This is a genomic window from Bacillus atrophaeus, assembly GCF_039519175.1.
GTDB lineage: Bacteria > Bacillota > Bacilli > Bacillales > Bacillaceae > Bacillus > Bacillus atrophaeus.
Map to the genome: position 1 here is coordinate 437,825 of NZ_CP154443.1, position 24,563 is coordinate 462,387.

At 44.1% G+C, this 24,563-nt stretch carries 25 protein-coding genes, 1 pseudogene and 1 riboswitch; of the genes and pseudogenes, 7 read left to right on the forward strand and 19 right to left on the reverse strand.

Annotated features, from left to right (window positions below):
• The first annotated feature begins 69 nt into the window (after nucleotides 1-69).
• Nucleotides 70-747 (forward strand): response regulator transcription factor, encoded by a 678-nt coding sequence (locus AAHT65_RS02365; protein WP_010789890.1) that lies wholly within the window; start codon nucleotides 70-72, stop codon nucleotides 745-747.
• A complete protein-coding gene (locus AAHT65_RS02370) occupies nucleotides 744-2,102 on the forward strand; it encodes a sensor histidine kinase (RefSeq protein WP_003326985.1) in 1,359 nt (452 codons plus the stop codon). Before AAHT65_RS02365 ends, AAHT65_RS02370 begins: the two co-directional genes overlap by 4 nt.
• 23 nt (nucleotides 2,103-2,125) lie before the next feature.
• Here AAHT65_RS02370 and spxO read toward each other — a convergent pair whose 3' ends face one another.
• Entirely contained in the window at nucleotides 2,126-2,290 is a 165-nt protein-coding gene (gene spxO / locus AAHT65_RS02375) for an anti-adapter protein SpxO (RefSeq protein ID WP_088117941.1), read from the reverse strand.
• A 188-nt stretch (nucleotides 2,291-2,478) separates the two neighbouring features.
• On the opposite strand from spxO, the gene AAHT65_RS02380 reads away from it, so the two are divergent.
• Nucleotides 2,479-3,354, forward strand: coding sequence for a TetR/AcrR family transcriptional regulator (locus AAHT65_RS02380; protein WP_106272688.1), 876 nt, complete (start codon nucleotides 2,479-2,481; stop codon nucleotides 3,352-3,354).
• 39 nt (nucleotides 3,355-3,393) lie between these two features.
• Here AAHT65_RS02380 and fumC read toward each other — a convergent pair whose 3' ends face one another.
• Together fumC and AAHT65_RS02390 are read right to left on the reverse strand one after the other, a co-directional pair.
• On the reverse strand, nucleotides 3,394-4,782 hold the full coding sequence (fumC, locus tag AAHT65_RS02385; protein ID WP_003326982.1) for a class II fumarate hydratase: 1,389 nt from the start codon (nucleotides 4,780-4,782) through the stop codon (nucleotides 3,394-3,396).
• Between the two features lie 68 nt (nucleotides 4,783-4,850).
• Nucleotides 4,851-5,036, reverse strand: coding sequence for a YvzF family protein (locus AAHT65_RS02390; protein ID WP_003326981.1), 186 nt, complete (start codon nucleotides 5,034-5,036; stop codon nucleotides 4,851-4,853).
• Between the two features lie 118 nt (nucleotides 5,037-5,154).
• On the opposite strand from AAHT65_RS02390, the gene AAHT65_RS02395 reads away from it, so the two are divergent.
• From AAHT65_RS02395 to AAHT65_RS02405, 3 genes are read left to right on the forward strand one after another with little or no spacing between them, the layout of a single operon-like run.
• Nucleotides 5,155-6,597 carry a spore germination protein gene (locus tag AAHT65_RS02395; protein ID WP_343310920.1) on the forward strand — a complete coding sequence of 481 codons (1,443 nt, stop codon included), beginning with the start codon at nucleotides 5,155-5,157 and terminating at the stop codon, nucleotides 6,595-6,597.
• A complete protein-coding gene (locus AAHT65_RS02400; protein WP_063638384.1) occupies nucleotides 6,572-7,669 on the forward strand; it encodes a spore germination protein in 1,098 nt (365 codons plus the stop codon). The genes AAHT65_RS02395 and AAHT65_RS02400 overlap by 26 nt, the downstream gene beginning before the upstream one ends.
• The gene (locus AAHT65_RS02405; RefSeq protein ID WP_088117943.1) at nucleotides 7,666-8,784 is read left to right on the forward strand and encodes a Ger(x)C family spore germination protein; all 1,119 of its coding nucleotides are present in this window, start codon (nucleotides 7,666-7,668) and stop codon (nucleotides 8,782-8,784) included. Before AAHT65_RS02400 ends, AAHT65_RS02405 begins: the two co-directional genes overlap by 4 nt.
• A 34-nt stretch (nucleotides 8,785-8,818) precedes the next feature.
• Here AAHT65_RS02405 and AAHT65_RS02410 read toward each other — a convergent pair whose 3' ends face one another.
• The 11 genes and pseudogenes from AAHT65_RS02410 to AAHT65_RS02460 form a co-directional block, all read right to left on the reverse strand.
• Complete coding sequence (locus AAHT65_RS02410) at nucleotides 8,819-9,454, reverse strand: response regulator (protein WP_003326976.1); 636 nt, start codon at nucleotides 9,452-9,454, stop codon at nucleotides 8,819-8,821.
• Nucleotides 9,432-10,515 (reverse strand): annotated as a pseudogene (gene liaS / locus AAHT65_RS02415) (two-component system sensor histidine kinase LiaS). The gene AAHT65_RS02410 and the pseudogene liaS overlap by 23 nt, the downstream one beginning before the upstream one ends.
• A complete protein-coding gene (gene liaF, locus AAHT65_RS02420) occupies nucleotides 10,512-11,243 on the reverse strand; it encodes a cell wall-active antibiotics response protein LiaF (protein ID WP_063637960.1) in 732 nt (243 codons plus the stop codon). The pseudogene liaS and the gene liaF overlap by 4 nt, the downstream one beginning before the upstream one ends.
• Before the next feature lie 36 nt (nucleotides 11,244-11,279).
• Nucleotides 11,280-12,149, reverse strand: coding sequence for a LiaG family protein (gene liaG / locus AAHT65_RS02425; protein WP_088117944.1), 870 nt, complete (start codon nucleotides 12,147-12,149; stop codon nucleotides 11,280-11,282).
• Nucleotides 12,150-12,257: 108 nt separating this feature from the next.
• Nucleotides 12,258-12,935, reverse strand: coding sequence for a stress responsive protein LiaH (liaH, locus tag AAHT65_RS02430; RefSeq protein WP_061570653.1), 678 nt, complete (start codon nucleotides 12,933-12,935; stop codon nucleotides 12,258-12,260).
• Between the two features lie 19 nt (nucleotides 12,936-12,954).
• The gene (locus AAHT65_RS02435; RefSeq protein WP_003326971.1) at nucleotides 12,955-13,335 is read right to left on the reverse strand and encodes a hypothetical protein; all 381 of its coding nucleotides are present in this window, start codon (nucleotides 13,333-13,335) and stop codon (nucleotides 12,955-12,957) included.
• Nucleotides 13,336-13,491: 156 nt separating this feature from the next.
• Entirely contained in the window at nucleotides 13,492-14,763 is a 1,272-nt protein-coding gene (locus AAHT65_RS02440; protein ID WP_063637963.1) for an MFS transporter, read from the reverse strand.
• 182 nt (nucleotides 14,764-14,945) lie between these two features.
• The gene (locus AAHT65_RS02445; protein WP_343310921.1) at nucleotides 14,946-15,527 is read right to left on the reverse strand and encodes a cob(I)yrinic acid a,c-diamide adenosyltransferase; all 582 of its coding nucleotides are present in this window, start codon (nucleotides 15,525-15,527) and stop codon (nucleotides 14,946-14,948) included.
• 27 nt (nucleotides 15,528-15,554) lie between these two features.
• A complete protein-coding gene (locus AAHT65_RS02450) occupies nucleotides 15,555-16,898 on the reverse strand; it encodes an ATP-binding cassette domain-containing protein (RefSeq protein WP_343310922.1) in 1,344 nt (447 codons plus the stop codon).
• Nucleotides 16,891-17,955, reverse strand: a complete 1,065-nt coding sequence (locus tag AAHT65_RS02455; RefSeq protein WP_343310923.1) for an iron ABC transporter permease — start codon at nucleotides 17,953-17,955, stop codon at nucleotides 16,891-16,893. Before AAHT65_RS02455 ends, AAHT65_RS02450 begins: the two co-directional genes overlap by 8 nt.
• The gene (locus AAHT65_RS02460) at nucleotides 17,918-18,871 is read right to left on the reverse strand and encodes an ABC transporter substrate-binding protein (RefSeq protein ID WP_343310924.1); all 954 of its coding nucleotides are present in this window, start codon (nucleotides 18,869-18,871) and stop codon (nucleotides 17,918-17,920) included. Before AAHT65_RS02460 ends, AAHT65_RS02455 begins: the two co-directional genes overlap by 38 nt.
• 102 nt (nucleotides 18,872-18,973) lie before the next feature.
• Nucleotides 18,974-19,112, reverse strand: a riboswitch (cobalamin riboswitch).
• Nucleotides 19,113-19,267: 155 nt separating this feature from the next.
• On the opposite strand from AAHT65_RS02460, the gene AAHT65_RS02465 reads away from it, so the two are divergent.
• Nucleotides 19,268-20,059: an SDR family oxidoreductase gene (locus AAHT65_RS02465; RefSeq protein WP_343310925.1), complete on the forward strand. Its 792-nt coding sequence runs from the start codon at nucleotides 19,268-19,270 to the stop codon at nucleotides 20,057-20,059.
• A 39-nt stretch (nucleotides 20,060-20,098) separates the two neighbouring features.
• Here AAHT65_RS02465 and AAHT65_RS02470 read toward each other — a convergent pair whose 3' ends face one another.
• From AAHT65_RS02470 to AAHT65_RS02490, 5 genes are all read right to left on the reverse strand, one after another.
• Nucleotides 20,099-20,977, reverse strand: a complete 879-nt coding sequence (locus tag AAHT65_RS02470; protein WP_343310926.1) for an SMP-30/gluconolactonase/LRE family protein — start codon at nucleotides 20,975-20,977, stop codon at nucleotides 20,099-20,101.
• A 77-nt stretch (nucleotides 20,978-21,054) separates the two neighbouring features.
• The gene (locus tag AAHT65_RS02475; protein WP_343310927.1) at nucleotides 21,055-22,797 is read right to left on the reverse strand and encodes a HAMP domain-containing sensor histidine kinase; all 1,743 of its coding nucleotides are present in this window, start codon (nucleotides 22,795-22,797) and stop codon (nucleotides 21,055-21,057) included.
• Nucleotides 22,794-23,513: a response regulator transcription factor gene (locus AAHT65_RS02480; RefSeq protein ID WP_010789906.1), complete on the reverse strand. Its 720-nt coding sequence runs from the start codon at nucleotides 23,511-23,513 to the stop codon at nucleotides 22,794-22,796. Before AAHT65_RS02480 ends, AAHT65_RS02475 begins: the two co-directional genes overlap by 4 nt.
• A 123-nt stretch (nucleotides 23,514-23,636) precedes the next feature.
• A complete protein-coding gene (gene rsoA / locus AAHT65_RS02485; RefSeq protein ID WP_003326959.1) occupies nucleotides 23,637-23,870 on the reverse strand; it encodes a sigma-O factor regulator RsoA in 234 nt (77 codons plus the stop codon).
• 3 nt (nucleotides 23,871-23,873) lie between these two features.
• The gene (locus AAHT65_RS02490) at nucleotides 23,874-24,404 is read right to left on the reverse strand and encodes a sigma-70 family RNA polymerase sigma factor (protein ID WP_343311495.1); all 531 of its coding nucleotides are present in this window, start codon (nucleotides 24,402-24,404) and stop codon (nucleotides 23,874-23,876) included.
• Nucleotides 24,405-24,563 lie beyond the last annotated feature (159 nt).

The window sequence follows — 24,563 nt, forward strand, 5'->3', positions numbered from 1 at the left end:
GAAATTATGAAAATCCGCCTGAGTTGTGTTAAAACTAGTTATAATGACGTTGAAAGGATGTGAATTGCCTTGTCATATACCATTTATCTAGTTGAAGATGAGGATAATCTGAATGAATTGCTTACAAAATATTTAGAGAACGAGGGCTGGAACATTACATCTTTCACAAAAGGGGAGGATGCCAGAAAACAGATGCAGCCGTCACCCCATCTATGGATTCTCGATATTATGCTGCCTGATACGGACGGCTACACTTTAATAAAAGAAATAAAAGAAAAAGACCCTTATGTGCCGGTCATCTTTATCTCCGCACGTGACGCTGATATTGACAGAGTACTTGGCTTAGAGCTTGGGAGCAATGATTATATTGCAAAGCCCTTTTTGCCGAGAGAGCTGATCATTCGTGTTCAAAAGCTTTTGCAGCTTGTATATAAGGAGGGGCCTGCGGCGCAAAGGACTGAAACGATCGTGTCTTCCTATAAAGTCGCCGAGGAAGCCCGGGAGGTTTATGATGAGAAGGGGAATTTAATCAACCTGACATCGAAGGAGTTTGATCTGCTGCTCTTATTTATTCATCATAAAGGACACCCCTATTCCAGAGAAGATATTCTCTTAAAGGTGTGGGGACATGATTATTTCGGAACCGACAGAGTCGTCGATGACCTCGTACGGCGGCTGCGCAAGAAGATGCCTGAATTAAAAGTGGAAACCATTTACGGGTTCGGCTACAGGATGATGACATCATGAAAAACAGGCCGCTCGCTTTTCAGATTTGGGTTGTCATATCAGGGATTTTGCTGGCTATATCTATTTTATTACTCGTGCTTTTTTCTAATACATTAAGAGATTTCTTTACTAATGAGACGTATACAACGATCGAAAATGAGCAGCATGTGCTGACCGAGTACCGTCTTCCCGGTTCAATCGAAAGGCGCTATTACAGTGAGGAAGCAACAGCCCCCACGACTGTGCGATCCGTGCAGCACGTGCTCTTGCCTGAAAGTGAAGATGCTGCCAGCGACAGGAATTTAACAACGCTGTCATCATCATTTATTCATAAGGTGTACAAGCTGGCGAACAAGCAGGATGTAAAAATGAAACGCTATAGCGAGGATGTAAACGGAGAAAAGGTGTTTTTTGTTATTAAAAAGGGGCTTTCGGTAAATGGCCAATCTGCGATGATGCTCTCCTACGCTCTTGATTCCTACCGGGATGATCTGGCGTTTACTTTATTCAAACAGCTGCTGTTTATTCTCACAGGCGTCATCTTGTTAAGCTGGATTCCCGCGATTTGGCTTGCAAAGTACTTATCACGTCCGCTTGTCAGCTTTGAAAAGCACGTCAAACGCATTTCGGAACAAGATTGGGATGATCCGGTTATCGTTGACCGCCAAGATGAAATCGGGAAACTAGGCCATACAATTGAGGACATGCGCCAAAAGCTGGTTCAAAAAGATGAAACAGAGCGAACGCTTTTGCAAAATATTTCTCATGATTTAAAAACCCCGGTGATGGTCATCAGAGGTTATACGCAGTCCATTAAAGATGGGATTTTTCCTAAAGGGGACCTCGAAAATACGATAGATGTCATTGAAGGCGAAGCGGAAAAATTAGAGAAGAAAATTAAGGATTTATTATATTTAACCAAGCTGGATTATTTATTAAAGCAAAATGTGCATCATGAAACATTCAGCATTGCAGAAGTGACTGAAGAAGTGATCGAGAGGCTGAAATGGTCTCGAAAAGAATTGTCGTGGGTCATTGATGTAGAAGAAGACACCGTAATGCCCGGTGATCCTGAACAATGGAGCAAGCTGCTCGAAAACATACTGGAAAATCAAATCCGGTACGCTGAAACAAAGATTGAAGTCAGCATTAAAAAGGATGTTCAGAACATCTTCATCACGATTAAAAATGACGGGCCCCATATTGAAGATGAGATGCTTACCAGCCTGTACGAGCCTTTTAATAAAGGGAAGAAAGGCGAATTCGGCATTGGTCTCAGCATCGTAAAACGTATTTTAACTCTTCATAAGGCGTCAATCGCAATCGAAAATGACAAAACGGGAGTAACCTACCGTATAGCAGTGCCAAAGAAATAGACTGTGATTTTTTGCAGTCTTTTTTATGTGAAGGAATAACCGTTAAAATCTCTGTAGTTCGTTTTTATCGGCTGTTTGCATTGATGAACCCATTTCTTCTCAGACAAGGTTTGCTTAGGATAAGTGACTTTTTCAACTTTAATCCCTCTGTTTCGTAAGCGGCTGATCATTTCGTCCAATTCTCTCATGTAGATTCACCCTTTCACGTGAATTTTGACCGTTTGGTCATCTCACTTTATAATATAAATAATACAGGATAAAAAAACAAGTTACAATAAGGTTAAATTTATAATATACAGATATGACCCTATAGTCATATCCTCATATCTTTTTTTGTCGTAACCGTCAGCCTCCGGGCTCCGAAAGGGTGGAACCATTGAAGGAAAAAGAGAAACTGATTATTGAAGCTGCAATTAAACTGTTTGCTCAAAAAGGGTACAAATCAACTTCGGTACAAGAAATTGCCGATGAATGCAAAATGTCTAAAGGCGCTTTTTATATTTACTTTCCTTCCAAGGAAGCGTTGCTCTTATCTATGCTGAACTACTATTATGATAAAATGTTTACCCGAATCCATCATATTCAAACAAAGAGCGGCAATCCAAGGTCAGCCTATAAGGAGCAGCTTGCTGTTTTTTTTGAAAATATTCTTGAACATAAAGACTTTATTACTATGCAGATGAGAGAAGGATCTCTTCCTTATACGGAAGAAGTCGAGCAATGCGCGAAAAAAATACGTCAGGCTGTTCTTCAGTTTCACATTGACAGTCTATTGAATATGTACGGAGCAAAAGCAGAGCCTCATACAGCCGAGCTTTGTTTTTTGATCGAAGGAATCAGTCAGATTTATCTGGAATTAATTATTGTAACAGGGCAAACTCTGAAACCTGAGCAATTAGCGGAAACGGTCATTAAGAGAATTGATGACATGGTGAATGGGATGGCAGAAAGAAATGAAGATCCTTTCATCTCGCTTGATGAAGCGAGCTCGCTGTTTGGGCCCCTGTATCACGGAAGGCCGGACCCTCTTAGTGAGTCTATTATCAAAGAGATTCGCATAAAGATCGGCAAGATGAACACAATCTCTGCGCCGGAATTTACTGAAAGCCTCGATATTCTTGAAGCGGAGATGAAGAAAAAAACACCGAAACAAGCAATCATCAAGGGGATGATTCTTAACCTGAAGGAATCGGAAGCAATTGCCAAAGAGGCAGAACAGCTCCGTTACTTATTAAAACAGCAATTTATTTAGAAGGAACGGCTGCTTATACAAGCAGCCGTCTTTTTTCTATTACGCTTTTGGTTTCACCATATCCTCAGGTTTGACCATCTCGTTAAATTGCTCTTCTGTCAGCAATTCAAGCTTGAGAGCCGCTTCTTTTAAGGTCAATCCCTCTTTATGGGCAAGCTTCGCGATCTTCGCCGCATTTTCGTAGCCGATATGCGGGTTCAGCGCTGTCACAAGCATAAGAGAGTTTGACAGGTTTTCCTGAATGGTTTCTTTATCTGGCTCAATACCGACAGCACACTTATCATGGAACGAGTTCATTCCGTCACTGAGAAGCTGTACTGATTGAAGGAAGTTATAAATGATAACCGGCTTAAATACGTTCAGTTCGAAGTTCCCCTGACTCGCAGCAAAGCCGATTGTTGCATCGTTCCCCATGATTTGCGCAGCAATCATCGTAAGTGCTTCGCTTTGTGTCGGATTGACTTTACCCGGCATAATAGAACTTCCAGGCTCATTTTCAGGGATAACGATTTCTCCGATTCCGCACCGCGGTCCGCTCGCCAGCCATCTGACATCATTGGCGATTTTCATTAAGTCAGCCGCAAGAGCTTTTAATGCGCCGTGTACATAAGTGATTTCATCATGGCTTGTAAGCGCATGGAATTTATTCGGAGAGCTATTGAACGTTTGCCCGGTCAGTTTCGTGATCTCTTCTGATACGAGTTCCCCAAACTCCGGATGGGCGTTGATTCCCGTTCCGACAGCCGTGCCGCCAATCGCAAGTTCACGGATTTTTTCCGTTGCTTCCAAAATCATTTCCTTTGAGCGGTCCAGCATATAAACCCAGCCGCTGATCTCCTGGCCGAGCGTTAACGGCGTTGCGTCCTGAAGATGCGTACGGCCGATTTTCACGATATCCTGATATGCTTTTGCTTTTTCATCCAGCGTATTGCGGAGCTGATCAAGCGCAGGCACAAGCTGCTCATAAATGGCAAGGACTCCCGCCACGTGCATGGCAGTCGGGAATGTGTCATTTGAGCTCTGGCTGCGGTTGACGTCATCGTTTGGATGAATCGTTTTATCGGAGTTCTTTTCTTTTAATAAAGCAGTCGCCCGGTTTGCCACCACTTCATTCATGTTCATATTGCTTTGCGTGCCGCTTCCTGTCTGCCATACGACAAGCGGGAAGTTGTCATCGTACTTGCCTTTGAGCACTTCATCACATACCGCTGCGATTGCTTCCGCTTTTTCAGAATCCAAATTGCCGAGTCGTTCATTGGCGATAGCAGTGCTTCGTTTCAAAATTGCAAACGCCTTCACAACTTGCTTCGGCATTTTCTCAGAACCGATTTTGAAGTTCTCCTTGCTTCGCTGTGTTTGGGCGCCCCAAAATTTATCAGCAGGAACTTTTACTTCTCCCATGGTGTCTTTTTCAATTCTGTATTCCATTTTTATGTATCCCTCCATAACTGTTGCTTCAATAGAAAATAATTCGCCGGCTGTCCTTGAAATCCTTTTTATTTTTCAATCTTTGCTGATTTTAATTTCAAGTCCAGATACACACGCAAGTCCTTAGAGTATTTATATCTCGGATTCGTTTTCCCATACTCCTTTGACGTGTATGCCACTTCATAATTTTCTTCAAACGATTTGATGATTTGTTCGATTTCTTCTTTTTTCCCCGCCAGTCTGACCTGTGCCACCTTATATCCTCTCATTCCTCTAAAAAACTTGTATCAAGAAATACTGTAACACAGTATATCATTTTTTTAACAGGAAAAGATAACCTCTAATAAGGATTTGCGACAAGAGGTGAGCGCGTTGAAACACTCTGAGTTTAAAGAATATATCCACGACAATTTAGCATTGGTGCTTCCTGATTTAAATCAAAATGACGATCTGATTCAAAATAAAAAAATGCTCGCCAGCGGGCTTGTATTTTACTATATGTATTTTAGCGAACTCATTGATCAAAGCAAAGTGCAGGACGCAGTCAAGACACTGACAAAGGATGAAGACACACTCACTTTGGATCAGTTAAAAAACCGCCTCGACCAAATCGATGCCCGCCCCGTAATGACAGTTAAGGATACGGTGAATTCCGTGCTCAGAGGCAATTGCGTTATATTTGTGAACGGATTGAATGAAGTTTATATTCTATCAGCGAGCAAAAAAAAGGTCAGGAGTTTGACGGAGCCTACATCTGAAAAGGTTGTCAGGGGCCCAAAGGTTGCCTTTGTAGAAGATACAGACACAAACGTCGCTCTGATCAGACAAAGGACGAATCACCCTAAGCTTGTTGTCAAAAAAATGCTCATAGGAAAAAACAAGCTCAAATACGCCACCATTATGTACATTGAAGGCAAAGCGAAGAAGTCCGTCATCGAGGATGTAAAAAGCCGGCTCAAAGAAGTGAAATTAGATGATATTCAGGATTCCGGCACATTAGAAGAGCTGATTGAAGACAATAAATATTCACCGTTTCCGCAAATTCAAAATACGGAAAGGCCGGATAAGGTCTCCTCCGCCCTTTTTAATGGTCGTGTGGCGATTTTTGTAGACAACTCTCCGTTTGCGCTGCTTGTGCCGGCGTCTCTCGGCGTTCTGATGCAGTCACCTGATGATTATTATGAACGGTGGATCTCCGCGTCTCTCATCAGAACACTGCGATTTGTTTCTATTTTTCTCACCTTGTTTTTATCATCGATTTATATCGCTCTCGTTTCGTTTCAGCAAGGGCTGCTGCCAACTTCTCTTGCTGTCACGATTTCAGCTAACAGAGAAAATGTTCCGTTTCCGCCTATCATTGAAGCCATGCTGATGGAGATTACAATTGAGCTTTTGCGGGAAGCGGGACTTCGGCTTCCTAACCCGCTCGGCCAGACCATCGGCCTTGTGGGGGGAGTCGTCATCGGCCAGGCCGCGGTTGAAGCAAACCTGGTCAGCTCCATCATGGTGATTGTAGTAAGTATCATCGCGCTTGCTTCTTTTACAGTTCCGCAATACGGAATGGGGCTCTCCTTCCGTGTGCTCCGGTTTATTTCTATGATTACCGCGGCTACTCTCGGCCTGTACGGCATCATTTTGTTTATGCTGGTTATTTATACACATTTAACAAGGCAAAGAAGCTTTGGCTCGCCCTATTTTTCACCTAATGGATTTTTCAGTTTGAAAAACGCCGATGATTCCATTTTCCGGCTTCCTACAAAAAATGAACCAAAAGAGGCGAATGATGCAAATGAGCCAAAAGAAGACTCCAACTAAAATCAACAGTTATGAAGCAACGGCCATTATTTCAAACACCATGCTCGGCGCGGGGCTCCTGTCACTGCCAAGAACGCTTACGGCAAAAGCAAATTCCCCGGACGGCTGGATTGTCTTAATGCTGGAAGGTCTGATTTTTATATTTCTCATTTTCTTAAACACAAAAATCATACAAAAACATCAATATGAATCCTACTTTGATTATGTCCAAGAAGGATTCGGCCGTTTTTTGGGCAGTTTGCTGAATCTGGGAATTACCGGTTACTTTATTGGCGTCGCCAGTTTTGAAGCAAGGGCGATGGCTGAAATGGTGAAATTCTTTCTGCTTGAAAACACGCCAATTCAGGTCATCCTGTTAAGCTTTATCTTTTGCGGCATCTATTTAATGATTGGCGGAATGAGTGATATATCAAGACTTTTTCCTTTCTATTTAACAGTGACAATTATCATTCTGCTGATTGTGTTTGCATTCAGCTTACAAATATTCGACATTAATAATATGCGGCCTGTGCTTGGACAGGGAATGAGCTCTGTTTTTAATTCCCTTACTATCGTCTCCGTTTCTTTCTTAGGTGTGGAGGTTATGCTGTTTTTGCCTAAGTATATGAAAAAAAGAAAACAGATGTTTAAGTCATCGGCAATTGGATTTTCCATCCCGATTTTCTTATACATCATCACTTATGTCATTGTGGTCGGCTCGTTGTCCGTCCCTGAGGTCGTATCCATTATTTGGCCGACGATCACCCTATTTCAATCCTTTGAAACAAAGGGGCTGTTTGTTGAACGATTTGAATCATTTTTGCTTATCGTTTGGATCATTCAATTTTTCACCACTTATGTGATGTACACGTTTTTTGCAGCATCCGGTCTGAAAAAAGTGTTCAGGTCTTCTAATAAAACGGGAATCTTCATCATCTCCGTTGTCACTTTTTTCATTTCTCTATGGCCCAAAGATGCGAATCAAGTCATGGCGTTTAGTGATTATCTGGGCTATGTTTTCTTAGGGCTGTTTGTGACGCCCTTTGTTACATTTCTATTGGTTGCATTGAAAAGGAGGCTGAAAGCGCAATGAGAAAACCCATCCTCTTATTCATCTTGTGCACAATTCTGTTAACCGGCTGCTGGGACAGCCGCAACCTTGAGGATTTAAGCCTAATTATCGGGCTGGGGCTTGATAAACCGGAAAACGGCAAGAATCTGGAAATTTCACAGCAAATATTAATTCCTAGAAAAATAAGCGCTCAGCAATCCTCTTCAGGAGATCCGACGAAAATCTCCACGACCCAAGGGGAAACCGTCCATCAAGTTTTCAGGACGGCAGCTTTAAAAAATCGCCCTTCCTTCTCTCAGCATTTGCGCGTGATCTTGATGTCTAAGAAGCTGCTCTCCAATGATATTCAAATGGATGCGCTTCTTAATCAGTTTGTAAGAGATAACGGAACAAGGCGAAGCTCCCATGTATTTGTCGTAACTGACAAAGCAAAAGACATCTTAAAAATCAGTGATGAGGGCGATCCTGCTTCTAACGTTATCTACGAATTAACAGACAATAATAAGGTGACTATCAGAATGATGGAAGCTGTCACATTAGGGGATGTTTCAAAGAAAATGACGGCAGGAGATTCATTTGTTATTCCTCGCGTGGGTGTCCAAGCTGGCAAAATTGAAGTTGATGGAGCCTCTGTTATTAAAAACAAGTACTGGCATGCTGATTTGTCCCCCGGACAGGTGCAAGCCATGAATTTGTTTACTGGAGAAGTGAAAGGCGGTGTAATTGACGCCCAACATGATGGGGAGCTTTTTTCCTACGAAGTCTATTCCAGCCACAAAAGCATTAAAACCTCATATCGGGACGGAAAATTTAAATTCGTCGTGAACAGAGAAGTGGAAGGGCGCTTGTCAGAGGACTGGAACCCGAAAGAAAACTCGTTTCAGGATTCGTATATAAAAGAGATTGAGGAAGCGACAAAGAAACAAATCCAAGCTCAAGTGACAGAGTTTATCACTCTGCTGCAAGATGATATTAAAACCGATATAACCGGTTTAGGAGACCAAGTGCGGATTCATTATCCTCAGCATTGGAGAAAAATCTCAAAAAAATGGGATCAAGTATTCAGCGAATCAGATATTGAGTACCATGTGAAGGTGATTGTCAGAGACTTCGGGACAAAAGGTGTCACGCAATAAATGAAGCGCCGCATGGCTTGAAAGCGCGGCCGGTCTACTTGACGAGTTTATTCCGATGGGCATAGACAGCCGCTTGAGTCCGGTCGGCGACTTCTAGTTTTGATAAAATATTGGTGACATGGGTCTTTACGGTCTTTATTGTGATAAACAGTTCTTCACCAATTTCTTTATTCGTTTTGCCTTCTGCCACGAGACAGAGTATTTCCAGCTCTCTTTTCGTTAATGTTTCATGCGGGAGTGCGCTGTCATTTGAATGGCGCAGTCTGGACAAAACCTTTCCCGCCACTTTCGATTCAAGCTTAGGCTCTCCTTTGCTTGCTGCCCGGATGGCGTCGGCGATTTCTCCCGCTTTTGATGTTTTCAACAAATAGCTGAGCGCTCCCGCTTCGATGACAGGATACACTTTGTCATCGTCAATAAAGCTTGTCAGCACAATAATTTTCGGATCATCGAGCACGCCGCAAATTTGTTTTGTGGCTTCGATGCCGTCCATTCCCTCCATCACAAGATCCATCAAAATGACGTCCGGTTTCAATTGCACGGCAAGCTGTACGCCCTGGCTTCCGTCTGAGGCTTCGCCTATCACTTCAATATCCGCCTGCGCTTCTAAAAAAGCCGCAAGACCCATTCTGACCATTTCATGATCATCAATCAACAACACTCGAATCACTGTCGGTTCTCTCCTTTTTCTTCTGGGAAAATCGGGACTTTTACGTCGATTTGTGTTCCTTTCCCTTCTACTGATATGATTTCCGCGACTCCGCCGACTTCACTTGCCCGTTCCTTGATTGAATGTAAGCCGTACGAAGATGTTTTAACCTTATCCATCGTAAAACCCGCGCCATTATCAATGACCTTCAGCTGAAGCTGCCGATTTTTTGATCCGAGGCGCACTGAGACTTTAGAGGCTTTTGAATGCCTGAACACGTTAGAAAGCGCCTCTTGGACAATTCTGAATAAATGGTCTTCCACACCCTTTGAAACTCCCGTGTCCTGAATATCCCATTCTATATCCATCGGCTGCTTTGCTTGAAATTCATTTAACAGTTCGATTAAGCCTTGCTTTAATCCTTTTCCTTCTAAGGTGACCGGTCGTAAGTGGAGAAGCAGCGCCCTCATTTCATTTTGGGCCTCTCCCGCCATGTTCTCTACCATTCTGATCCGTTTGACTGTTTTATCATCCGCTTCCTTTAGATTTTCCAAAACAGCGGACGTCATCATCGAAATGGCAAAGAGCTGCTGGCTTACGGCATCATGGAGATCTCTTGCTAGCCGCTGGCGTTCTTCTGAAATAACGGATTTCTTCATTTGCACCTGCCACTCGGCCCTTTCATTTGACAATTTTTGCAAAGAAGCGACTTGCAGCTCCACCCGTTTCGCCATTTCATTCAGCTGATCAGCGGCAAGGCCGATTTCGTCTTCTCCAAGCGGCGGCACCCGATACGAGAAATTGCCGTTTTCAAACTTTAAAATTGATTCTATCAGCTTATCAATTCTCGTTTTCAAATGGTTGCCGTACATGTACCCCGATGCGAAGCCGACAGCAAGGCTGATAAGCAGCAAAATCAAAATAAACGGAATGCCGAACCAGCCGGATGATAATAACAGCACAGGATCAAGCTGATAATAAAACAGAAGAAGCCCGATTAAGGCGGCACATAAGAGCAGGCTGATCCCTGTTGTCATGCGGATTGCACGCCATTGAATATTGGCGAGTATTTTTTTCCTCATAAATATTTCACATCCACATCACCGATAAATAAGGAAATCGATATTTTGACCCGCCGTTTTGCTTGGCTGTAATCAGGTGAAGCCGCATACAGCTTTGTGCTCATGCCGCTTGTTTTCGATCCGATAAGGTCAATGTCTCCGATAAAGGCAGAAGAACTGACAGATACCTCAAGATCAGCCGGTACATAAATATCGACATTCCCGATCACTCCGCTGATGACGACGGTGCTTTCACCTTCCGGAATAATGGCTTTCGATAAATCAATTTTCACATCGCCGATAAAACCAGAAACATTTAAGTCATTCAGATCAAACGGATTTTTCATCAGTCTCAGCTCACCGATAAAAAAGCTTTTCAGTTCCGTCTGTTTATAATCGGCTTGGCCGGAGGACTCAGGCTGTTTCTCCTTTTTGTCCAAATTGATTTTCTTATCCTGGTCAAACACGGCTTTTCCTTTCACAAGCCTGTAGCCGGCATAAATTAAAAAAGCGGCGAAGGCATAGCCAAATAGGTTAAACGTAATGCTGAACAGGTTTTTCAAAAAAAGAAAAGCGGCAAAGATATACATGACAGATCCAAGCCAGTGGCGGGAATATTTTTTCAAAAAATAACCGGCAATCAGAAAAAAGAGCGGCCAAAAGAGTAAATCTCCGATGCCGATAATTTGTAAAAACATACTGATGCCAAATAGAGCAATGATAAGTCCAAGAAGCTGTTTTTTTGTCATTCTCAGCTGTTCCGCCTCCTTTCTCCTGCCAGATTGCTACCGGATTGTAACATTCCCGCTTGTCACTTTAATCTCAATCTGCTGTTTTCCGCTGCCCCGTTTTCCTGTCAGTTTGTTTTGATCAAGATTTTTATCATCAAACGAATACGATGGATTAATATTCCCGCTTGTAGTTGCGGCATTCACTGTAAAATCACCTTTTTCAGGAAGCGACATTTTAACATTGCCGCTCGCCAGCTTGAGAGATGCGGGGGAGTTGATTTCCTGAAACGAGGCATTGAGATTTCCTGATGACATCTGCACATCAAGAGATCCTGACACATTGGCCAGGCTGGCATTGCCGGATGCAGAGCGTATGCTTGCCGTTTTGGTCTCAAGCTCTGACAAAACCGTATTTCCTGAAGAGCCTTTCACTTCAAGGTCCTTGATTTTTGCATTCTTAAACGTCATATTTCCGCTCGATGACTTTGCACTCAAATCCCGGAGAGCCAAGCTTCCGTTTCCATCAAGATCTATATCGCCGCTGGATGAGCGAACGAGAATTTCATCTTTATAGGCATACGGAACCCGGACAACAAGAGAGGACTGATGAAAGAAATTCAGAAATTGAAATCCTTTTTCCTTTGCTGTCAGCCCCAGTGTTTTTCCGTTTTCCGTTACATAAAGTTTCCCAGATTTTCCTGTTATGCTTGCCGAAATGTCGTTACGCTCTTCCGCAATGACATGTACATGAATGTTTTCTGCGGAAATCGTCATGCTGTTAATCTCATGCGGCGACGCGCTCGCTGATTCTGCTTCTGTGCCTTCTAATGGAGAAAATCGTTCAGCAAGCACGTCTTTCATCATAATAGCTGCAAAAATAAAAACGCCCGCAACAATCAGCAGTTTGCCAAACATTTTTTTCATTTGTTTTTCATCCTTTTTATTCATTCATTCTATTATAAGGGAAAAGGCCTGTAATTGATACGTACATCTGGGGAAGGACTTTTTTCAAAACCCTTCCCCGCTGCACCATTATTCATTTACTGCTGATGTTTGTTCCGCTTTTTTTAATGAGAGAGAGCGCATTTTCTCAAGTTCCGCTTCAACTTCTCCTGCGAATTCAGTCCGGCTGTATTCTGTTCCCGCTTCAGCTGACTGAGAATAATTCGCGCGCACTTCCATTTCTTCTATTCGGTTTTCCATTCTCAAAAATTCACGGTACGCGCTTTCGTTGTCAATTTTGTCGAATGACGCATTCATATGCTCTTTGGCATTTGCCGCGTTAGCGCGGGCGATAAGCGCCTGCTTTTTGTCTTTCACGTCCTGAAGTCTGACTTCAAGCGTGCTGAGCTGTTCTTTCAGTTCTGCCAATTGTTGATCGGCATGCTCATAGGATGCTTTATGTTCGGCCGCCTTGCCCTCCAAGTATTTCATTTCTGTAAGCGCCTTTTTCGCCAGCTCTTCTTCGCCTGCATCAAAAGCCAGCTGTGCTTGATTTTTGCGTTTACCAGCCGTTTGGCTTGCTTCCTCATATTTTTTCTTAAATTGATGGGCAATCGTATGCTGTTTGACAATCGTTTGCTTTGCTTTTGCGATATCACTTTCCATGTCACGGACATACTGATTCAGCATAACCTTCGGATTTTCCAGCTTATCCAGACCTTCATTAACAGATGCGACAAACATATTTCTTATTCTTTTTAAAACCATTATATTTCCTCCTATTTGGTTACTTTTTTTTCAAAAATTCTTCCCATTCGGCGTCAAAATTAGATTCATAAGCTGCTGAAGCAGGCTCTGGGTCAAAGGATGCTGTACGGCTTTCGTCTGAACCGTTTTTCATCATCTTCCAGCCGAAGTAGACCATTACCGCCGCCAGAGCGATTCCGACCAAAAATGGCAATGAACTGACAAGCATCATAGCGCCGATTCCGCCGAAGATGATCCCTGTGACGGTTTTGCCTTTGGCGAATCTTTTTATTCCTGCATATAACAACAAACCGCCGATCGCGAGCGGGATAATAAAGGCAAAATTGCCTCCTCCGAAAAAGACAGAAATCCCAAATACGATTAATAGAAATCCGCCTGCTGTTTTTACGTTTATGTTCATGCTGATCCTCCTTTCGTATTCCATGTCTTTACTATAAACAAATTGCAGAAGCGGCAAAACGAGTCAGAGATTGATTTTGTCATAAGACCAGAGTCGTATTCTGTGCAGGACCCTAAACAAAAAACGCCCATGCTTTTGTATGGGCGCCTTGAAGATTTATATATGTACACTTGCTTCTCTTTCTCTTATTAAATCAGAGCGTTGGGCTTTGGCAAGCTTGGTGAACAGCAGAATTCCGATTCCCGCGAGAATTTCAATCGCGCCTCCGACCGCAATAACCTTCCCGGAACCAAAGGCATTTGCAGCATATCCGCAGGCAATAGCGCCGGCGGGAAGTGAAAGATTCGAGATCATATGGATGACCGCGTATACCTGAGGCTGATCTTCTTCATCCACGGACGTTTGGATAATGGTGTATTCCGGAACATTGATCGCGCTTACCGCAGCACCGAATGCAAATGCGGCGAGGAATACAAGCGGCAAAAACGTGTTCATTCCTGTGATAAAGAAGGCGATTCCTTCTATGATACCGGCTGTTACAAAAAGCAGCCCGTATTTATTCACTTTCACTTTCGCAAGGAGGAATCCCATTAAAAACGCACCGCCGGATGTGACTGCCTTTAAAAGAGAAAACGTGATCGGCAGACTGTTTAACTCCTCTGCCACATACACCGCGCTTAACGCCTCCCACGGTGCGGCTGCTAAGTTCATGAAGATACAATAAATCGCCAACGGATATAGAATTTGATGTTTTCTTACAAGAACAAAGCCTCTTTTTAATCTGCCAAAATATGTACCTCTTTGTGTGGCTGCCGGCAGATCCATTGTTTTTGTCTGAACCGTTTTATATTTGATAAAGAGAACTAAAAAGCCTGAAATCAGGTAAAGGATGAGGGCAAAGAGCATCGTATACGCAGGGCCGATAAAAGTCAGGATAGCTCCGCATAGCGTAAAAGCGCCGAGCCTAACAATTTGGGCGGAAGACTGCAGCAATGCATTCGCTTTTTGAATCCCCTGCTCGTTTACGATTTGCGGAATAATGGCAACGGATGCCGGGTTGTAGGCAGCGCCTGTCGCTGAATGTAAGATCATAAGTGCCATAACGAACCATAAAGGAGAAAAACCATTGAAATAACATATAGGAATTATAAGTACAACTGCCGCTCTCGTTATATCTGAAAAGTACATCCAGAATTTAAGCGTGTTTTTTTTCATAAAAGGCCCTGTGATCGGGGCTAAAAATGCTTCTGGCAAAAAGGTGACGGCGATAAGAAGGGCCGTACCGATCGCACCTTCCCCATCATAAATCAACAACCATAAAATTGAATTAAACGCAAAACTGTCTGCGGATATCTTTATCAGTCTGGAGTAAAAAAGATAGTTGAAATTTCTCTTCCAGACGCTTTCCCCATCAATGAATTTCACCATCTATCAGAGCCCCCTCGATTGCCTATATTTTACAACTGCTTACAATATCTCATTTTCCCACTTTTCAGTCAATAATTCATAAGGTTCATTTTATTGTCATAAAAGGGAGAGAATTGACAAAGGAAGAGAGACGAATATGCCACACATAGAAAAAAAGCCGGTATACCGGCTTTTTTTGAAGCTTATAATTCGGCGCTGTTTCTTTTTCCAAAAACGATGGCGCTTCTTTCATATTCCACATCGGCAATGCCGAGCCTCGCATTTGCGATTCGTGCAGCAGCGAAGAAATAGTCAGATAAACGGTTGAGATAGCGGAGGGTCACGTCATGGATGTCTTCTTTTTTCATCAGCGCAACGACCTGCCGTTCCGCTCTTCTCGTAATCGTACGCGCCGTGTGAAGGAGGGCGGACACTTTGGAGCCTCCGGGAAGGATAAACTTCTCAAGGGCGGGGGCTTCTGCTGTATAAGCGTCAATACGCGTTTCCAAAAAGGACACCGCTTCTGCCTTTAGCTTGCACTCTTTATTTTCCTTAACTGCCGCCAAGTCCCCGCCGCAATCAAACAGCTCGTGCTGAATCGTAAGAAGCTCTGCCTTTAAATCATCAAAGCCCTGATGTTCTGAAAGCTCAGCCAACGCAAGTCCGACAAAGCTGTTCAGCTCGTCAACCGTTCCATAGCTCTCCACTCTCAGACTGTCTTTATCCGCTCTTCCGCCGATCAAGCTTGTTTGCCCCTTGTCACCTGTTCTTGTATAAAGTTTCAACTCGCATTCCACCTTTTCAGCGTTTTTTTATTTCAACCTGTTTACCGCCTCTTTCACACACTCGTTTGCTCCAAAGCGGATCAACTGCATGAGCCGCTCTTCGCCGGCTGTTTTCGGTGCAAGCCCGGTTTCCTGGGAGGCCGCTATGAGTACGCCTCCATCCGCTGCTTGCTCACCAGCGCCGAGGGCTTTTCCTCTGGCTTCTCCCGCTGTCATTACAGCACGCACAAAGGCTTCGTCTGAAAGATAACCATTTATGAACATCCAAATCGTGAAATGGGACGATACGGAAATACAAACGGACAGGTCTCCATCTTCAAATGTCCGGCATATGGGCTGACCAGGCTTGTCAGCAGAAGCCATCGCGCATGTTTCCTGGAGAGTAAAGCCCTCAGCCGTCAGCAGATCGGCTAACTCTTCTTTCGTATGGGCCGGCATCTGCTTTTGTATAAATGTCCGGCTCCATGAAAAACCCGACCCAATGCCGGAAGCGGACAGCACGCGGAGCGGCGTCTCTGTTTGTAAGAGGAGGCAGTCCCGTTCCGATTTCAATAAAGATGCAAAGGGTATGATATCAGGCCTCTTAAGTACTGGCTGCTCGGGTTTTATGGCAATGAACGGTTTAGGTGATTCATGATGGACTAATGTATTTACTTCCGTATCATAAACCGTTTTGATTTTCCGTTCAGTTATGGCGTGCTCTGGTTTTCGCTTTTGGCCCGCCGTTCCTTTTTTCATAAACAATAACCAGTCACAGTACAGACTGGCCGCATTCACATCGTGAAAAATACCGACGGCAGCCAGCCCTTTTTCTCTCGTAAGCCGCTTCACTAAATCGAGCAATTCCTTTTGATACGACATATCAAGAAAATTGGTCGGTTCGTCTAACAACAAAACATCCGGCTGTTGGGCCAAGGCCTGAGCCAAGTAAACCCGCTGCTGCTCTCCCCCGCTCAGATCACGGATGGACTTCTGCGCGAATAAGGCCACCCCCGTCTGCTCCATCACTTCTTGAACAATCGCTTCATCTTTTTCGTCCATCTGTCTGAATAACCCTTTTTGAAAGGGGTATCTGCCGAACGAAACGGTTTCTTTTACGGTGAAGGTAAAGGTTTGGCTCGTTTTTTGCGGCAAAACCGCCATGATTTGCGCGAGCTCTTTCGGTTTGTACCGCGCAAGAGGCTTTCCGGCCAGATGAACGGACCCTTCCGCCGCCGGCAGAGTGCCTGCCATTGCATTTAAAAGTGTTGTTTTTCCGCTGCCATTAGGGCCAAGAATGCCGAGAAATTCGCCTTTTTCAACAGAGAAGCTTATATTCTTTATGATACGCTGGCTTCCATATCCTCCCGACAGGTTACATACTTTAATCATGCGTTTTTCCTCCGCGATGCTGGCGTAAAAGAATGAGTGCGAAGACCGGAGCCCCGGCCAAAGCTGTCATAATTCCGATAGGCAGCTCAACGGGCTCAATTAAAGTCCGTGAGACCACATCAGCAAGAACGAGAAAACCCGCGCCGATCAAAGCAGACAGCGGAAGCAAATGCCGGTGGTCAGTTCCCCAGATCAGCCTTGTAATATGCGGAATAACCAGGCCGACAAAGCCGATCGTCCCTGATACAGCGACAGCGCTCCCCGTCAGAAGGGAGCCGGCAATCAATATAATGATTTTTCTCCGCTGAACGCTGACACCGAGCATTCTGGCCTTATCCTCTCCATATGTCATGACATTCAGCTCTCTTCCATTAAGGATCAATAACACCGCTCCTGTCATAAAAAAAGGCAGGAATAAGATCACATAGCGCCAGCCCCGCATCGACACACTTCCAAGCAGCCAATGGACAATCGGAAGCAGGTCATTCCCCGTCAGAGCAATCACAAGCGAGATCAGAGCGCCCAGAAATGAGTTTGTGATGATCCCGGTCAGGATGAGAGTTGAAACGGACATGGAATCATGGATAAGCCGGCTGAAGGAGAGAACGGTTAACATGGTCGCCAATGCAGCCGCGACACTTATAACCGGCAGTGTAAAGCCGCCGATCATAGGAAGCTGCAAACCGAAAAACAATGTCATCACCGCACCGGCGGAAGCTCCTGATGAGACGCCCAATGTGTAGGGATCAGCAAGGGGATTTTTCAGAAGCCCTTGAAAAGCTGCGCCGGCTAATGAAAGAGCAGCACCGACAAGCGCTGCCAGCACGACTCTCGGCAGGCGGATGTTCATCATAATATTGGTATACATCGGATCATATGAACCTGCCGCCCCCCCCAACCCTTCATGCCAAAAAATACGAAGAATGACAGAAACGGGAATCTCTAAACTGCCGATAGAGATTCCCATCAATATACTGCCGGCCAGAAACAGCAGGCTGATCATATACGCTGCGAAGCGATTATTTTGTAAACGTGTCAGGGTAAATGCTTTCCGCAAGTTCTTCGACCCCTTCAATTAAGCGGGGGCCGGAACGTGTAACCAGATCAGGATCAACATTATAAACGTTATGATGCTTCACTGCATTTATCACATTCCAGCCATCGCGTTTTTCCACATCTGCGGCTTTTTCTCCGTCAGCTGTGACGATCGCGTCAGGGTTCAGCTTAACGATCGCTTCATCTGTCATTTGCACCCAGCCGGTTTGGCCAGATGCTGCATTTTTCGCGTGGATGACATTCAGCATTTCATTCATAAACGTGTCTTTTCCCGTGGTATAGATTTCGGGGGCAGGAGACACCTCGACAAATACCGTTTTTTCATCCTTTTCAGAAATGGTTTTCGCTTTGTCTTTAATCTCCTGCAAGTCTGACTTCATGCTGCTGATTAGTTTATCAGCCTTATCTTCAGCGCCGGTTGCTTCCCCTATCATTTCAATTGATTGGTATACCTCTTGAAACGAATGCGCGTCATTTACGGTCAAGACGGTGATACCCGCGTCTTTCAGCTGTTTCATAGCGTCCGCAGAGCTTGATATCGCCGATTCATGGGCAAGGACAAGGTCTGGCTTGAGAGAAATGACTTTCTCGACATTAACGTTCATATCTCCGACCTTTTCAACCTTCTTGACTTCTTTTGGATAGGTATCGTTTGTCGTAACGCCGATTACCTTGTCACCCAGCCCGAGGGCATATGTAATTTCTGTGTTGCTCGGCATAAGAGAGACAATTTTTTTCGGTTCTGTTTTGATGGTGACGTCTTGTTTTGAGGCATCATCAATTTTAACCGGGAACGCTTCAGAAGATCCTGGCTCCTGGTCTGCCTTGGAGCCGCTTTGGCTGTCAGCTCCGCTGCAACCCGTCATCAAAACGGCTGTCAAGACGAGCGCTGTCCATATCCCCGCGAACTTTTTCATATAACTTCCTCCTGTGGATGTATTAAAAAAGCATCTCTACGACGGTAAAGATGCAGTAAACAACAAATAAGCATTGTTTACACATCATCTGTCCTCGCAGACTACGTGTTGATCAAACAGGCAGGTATCCTGGCTTTTGGCGCAATGGCCAATTACAGTGGCGGGACCGCACCGGCTTCGACCGGTTTCCCTATTAAGCCGGCTATTTTCACGTACCGGCACCCATTTGACATTCGTATCCTTTTTTCGGAGTAATTATACTATAAGTCTGTGAGGCTTGTATACGTGATATCATTGGCTTTTCAAGCTCCTTGTATGTATGAAAGCAAAATTCTCGTAAACACTAAAATTCATCCTGTATACTAAGTACCATTATTGTGAAAAAGGAATGATTTGATGGATTTACAATTAAACAATAAGCTTGTTGTTGTAACAGGCTCGACATCCGGCATCGGCAAAGCCGCAGCGAAAAGCTTTTTGCAGGAAGGTGCGGCGGTGATCGTGAACGGGCGAAAAGAAAAAACAGCGAAGCGTGCGGCAGAAGAGCTTGCTTCATACGGAACGGTTTACGGAATCGCCGCCGATTTGTCCAATCCTGCTGAAGCAAAAGACTTCATTGAACAAGTCAATCAAATCGGCGAAGTTGATATTCTTGTCAATAACCTCGGATTTTTTGAAGTGAAGGATTTTGCAGAGGTGACGGATGAGGAGTGGCATCAATATTTTGAGGTGAATGTGATGAGCGCGGTCCGTTTGAGCCGGCATTTCCTTCCAAAGATGCTTGCTGCAAACAGCGGGCGTATCCTGAATATCGCGAGTGAAGCCGGGGTCAAACCGCTTCCGCAAATGATTCCGTATTCCATGACCAAAACAGCGTTAATCAGCTTGTCCAGAGGGATGGCTGAAATGACAAAAGGCACAAATGTGACTGTTAATTCAGTGCTTCCGGGCCCTACTTGGACAGAAGGCGTGGCCTCCTACATGGAAGGGGCAGCAAAGGCTGAAGGACAGGACACCCATACATTTGTAAAAGATTATTTTAAAGTGAATGAACCGACATCACTTATCCAGCGCTATGCGACTGCCGAAGAAGTCGCCAATACGATCGTCTTTTTGGCTTCGGATGCAGCTTCAGCAATCAACGGAACGTCCCAGCGCGTAGAGGGCGGGATTATCCGGTCCATTTAAACGATAAAAAACGCACCCTGCTCGGGGTGCGTTTTTCACTTATAGTGTACCTGAGAATGGCGCCGGAACATATCCGCCAGTTGTAAGCCGGACGGAAAACAGGCCGCCCGCATGAGGCTGGTTGTATCTTTCGGTTTCCGTCATCTGCTCTGTCGCCGTCGTAATATAGAGGGTTTTTAAATCTTCACCGCCGAACGCGCAGCATGTCACATATTTGGCGGGAACCATGATCGAATCAATCCACTTTTTTTGGAACGGATCAATTTTAGCGACCCTGCCCCCGCCAAACAATGCAACCCAAAGCATACCATCACGGTCGATCGTCATCCCATCCGGCGAGCCGTCAGATTCTTGGAAGCGATAAACTGTTTCCGGATTTGACACATCACCGCTGGCAGGATCGTATTGATAACAAACAATCTCCTGTGTCGGTGTGTCAATATAATACATTAGTTCACGTTTTCGGTCCCAATCCAGTCCGTTTGATGTTGATACATTGTCTTTAATCTTTACAAGCCCGCCGTCTGCCTCCAAACGGTAAAACGAAGCTGCTTCCTGTTTTCCTTCCATGCTTGTCGTTCCTGCCCACAGCCTTCCTGACGGATCACATTTTCCATCATTAAAACGAAGGCTTTTGTCCATATCTTCCGGCTGCTTGATCGGAGTGAGTTTATTCTCTCGAAGGTGATAAAGGTAAAAACCGTCTTTCATTGTCATGATCAGCTCATTACTTGAATACTTAGCAAGTGATGTTACAAAAGATTTGAATGATACAGTATGATTTTCTTTATCTGCGGGATCGAACACATGGAGCCGGCTTCCCAAAATATCCACCCAATACAAGCACTTTTTCTCCTCGTCCCATAATGGGCCTTCTCCAATTACAGCCCTTGTGTCAGCTTCTAAAACAGCTTCCATTATAAAAAACACCTCTCTGCTGGTTTGTTGTGCTATTGTTATTCCCTGCAAAGAGGCGCCTGAAACAGATCCCTGCTTTACTCTTTTTGGAACAAGAGCGTGATGACAGTGCCGATCCTCATTCTGCTGTTCACATGAATGGTTCCGTTATGAAGATGCACCAGCTCCTTGGCAATCGCGAGACCCAGCCCGGTTCCGGCTGTTGAATCTTTTGTATTCGTTCCTCTGTAATAACGGTTAAACAAGTTGGTAATGGTCTCTTCGTCCATCCCTTTGCCATTATCCTTTACTTTCAATGAGAGATGTTCCTTAGAATCCTCCAATATCACTTGAATCGCCGTCCCTTTATCATTATGCTTCACCGCATTTGCAAGAAGGTTCTCTAAAATACGCCGAAACCAGCCTTCATCAATCGGAAAACGGATATTCTGCTCCCCTGAAACAAATGAGACATCATAACCTTCTGAAAACGGATTTTTCTTAAAATCCTCAATGACATTTTGGAAGAATGGAACCACATTGATCAACTGTCTATTCATCGGCAGAGCGGCATTTTTCAGACGGTAGGTTAAATTTAAATCCTCGATCAGCTTTGACATGTATTCTGATTTTTCCCTGACGACATGCCCGATTTCTTTTACCTCTTCAGCCGACCAGTCGTATTGTTTTGATTCGAGCATCATACTGTAGCCGTAAATTGTGCTGAGCGGTGTTTTTAAATCGTGAGAGAGGCCCGCAATCCATTCTTCTCTTGTGGTCTGAATTTTTTCCCTGTTTTTCTTGTCTCTTTTCAAAGTTTCTGTCAGCTGGTCCATTGATTCGAAAATCTCCCCAAAGAAACGGTACGGCTGTTTTGTTTTGCCCTTTTTATTTTTGCTGACAGGCCGCCCTTTTCGGTTTCTTGGTTCTTCCAGCCGTCCTTTTGATAGATTCACAAGCCATTTGATCGTGTGCAGGATCGGCAGGCCGAATCTGAAGGAATAATAAATCGTCATTAAACAAAGCATGAACACCAATGCACCCATAATGAGGAACAGGGCTTTCAGCGCAAATTTTAAAAATGACTTATTAAATTCGTGATCGGGAATGTAAACAGGATTCGGTACAGAAGCTACCATCCATCTTGATTCGTCAATTCTCTTAAATGAGATTTCCCGCTTGTAATTCCAGGGCGCGGAGTTGTATTTCAACAGTTCCAGCTCATTCAGGCTGTCCCTTTCACTTTTTGTGCTGTTTAAGCTGTCAATGAGCTTGCCGTCATCATTCAAGAGATAGACAGCCCCTTTTTCCTGCTTGATGCAGTCTTTCGTGCTGTCTTTATAGTCCTTGAGCGAATCGATCGGTTTTTCCTGATTTTCTATATAGGTCAGCAGCTGTTCACTTTCTGATTTCCAGCCAAATAAAATGAGATACGTATCGTCCTCAATCGTGACCGTCCAGTAATTCAGCTTGTAGTTCCCAAATTTCCTGTTTTCATATATGGATAAGAGCTCTTTTTTGCTGTAACTGCTTGGAACGTCTTTAGGCACGCGGTAGGCGTAATCCGTTTTTTCATCATCATTGATAATCTGCAGCCAGCCCCGCTGCTTTTTCACCGACTTTTTCAGGAAATCATCTACATCCCATGAACCGTCTGACGTTTTATCCAGCCATGACTCGAAGGTATCAGGCGTCGCTTTCGTAAGTCCCGAATTGGATTCCGCTTCGCTGAAACGCCAATCCAAATAAAAAAAGGAAGACACGGCCATCACTGTTACAAGAAGAAGAATAAGCAGCATTTGTCCGAAAAAATGCAGCAGAAATTTCCCTCTCATTCTCATGATTGTTTGCCGTTTTCTTCCGGATTCGGAATGAATCGGTAGCCAAGACCGCGGACTGTCACAATGTATTCCGGATCACTGGCGTCGCGTTCTATTTTTTCTCTCAGCTTGCGGACATGGACCATGACCGTATTGTTATCTCCATATGAAGGATAGCCCCATACTTTTTCATAGATTTGATCCTTTGACAACACGACATTGGGATGGTCGCAAAAATACTGGAGAAGCTGCAAAAGCTGGGCGGAGCAGCTGACGACTTTCCCGCCTACAATTAACTCGGCAAATTGAGGGTAAAATGTAAAATGCTCATATGAATACGGCGTGCTTGAGCGCCCGTCTTCCTGTTTATACGTCCGTTTCAATTGCGCCCTGATCCGCGCCACTAATTCAAGCGGATTAAAGGGTTTTGTAATATAATCATCGGCTCCTGAGGCAAAGCCTGACAGCTTATCCGTGTCGGAGGTCTTGGCTGTCAGGAAGAAAATCGGCGCGTCGGAATACTCACGGATCGCGGCGCATGCCTCAAAACCGGACATTCCATCCATCATGACGTCCAGCACCAGAAGGTCTATTTTTTCCTTCTTGACGATTGGGATGGCTTCTTCGGCGCTTCCCGCTGTCATCACGTTTTGAAATCCTTCTTTATCGAGAACGCGTTTGACCATATCTACAATGGCATTCTCATCATCTACGATCAAAATTGAAGCTTTTTCCACTTCCCACTTTCCTCTCTTTCTGTCTTTTTTTCATCATATCATTATATGGTGGAGAATTGGAAAGAAAAACGAGAACCGCGAATCAGCCAAGTTTTTCCGAAAATGAGAAAAAATCAGTTGAAATCAGTTTTCTTCCATATATTCTATAATAAATTCCCAAAACCCCGGGACCTCCTGACAAAGCAGCATGTCCGCTTTTTCAAATATTTTGATTTTCAGCTCCTGTTCCAAATCTTCTCTTTCCTGAAAGGATGTATTCCTCAATTTCTTTTTAATCATCGGTGAAAATCCTGCGATCAGTCTTTCTATTTCTTCTGCATCTGTTTTGTTGTTATGGTTCTCATGCAACCGGCTCACAGCTTATTTCTCCTCCTTTTCTAGCGCCGCCATCTGTTTTCTGATATTCTCCAGCCCTTTCTTATGAATATTCGAGATGTTTTGGCGGGATTCTCCCAATGAGTCGGCGATTTCTTGCATGGCAGCCCCATGAACATAAATTTTCGTTAATACGCTTTTTTGTTTTTCAGTCAGCCCCTGAATGGCCTGATAAAGATTTTGATCTTGAATATGCTGGCCTAAATCCTCTTCAAGATTCAAAAATTCCTCATAGGCATCATTTCCCCCTTGTACAGGCAGCCGCTCCCCAGCCTCAGGATGGTCGACAGTCAGCGGATAACGGTTTTGATTTTTTCGAATGCGTTTGTCAAAGTCGATCGAAAAGATGCGGATCATAGAATTCATATATTTGATAATACGAATTTCTTTGTAAAATTGCTTGAACTTTGCGTCGAGCGATTCCGCATCCTTCTCATTGGGATTTTCCATTACATTTTTAAACAAGCGATAATGCTGTGGATTGCTCAAAAAATGCTTTACAATGGGGTGTTTCATGATTTCCTTACATTTTGACCGTAGTAGAATTTGATAGTCCATAAAACCGCCTCCTATTTAAATTAAATGAAAGAAAGCAAAAAAAAGTAAACTACTACTATCAGCCTAAGAGCATCACCCGCTGAAAATTTTTAATAGAGTTTACGATTTCAATTGTTT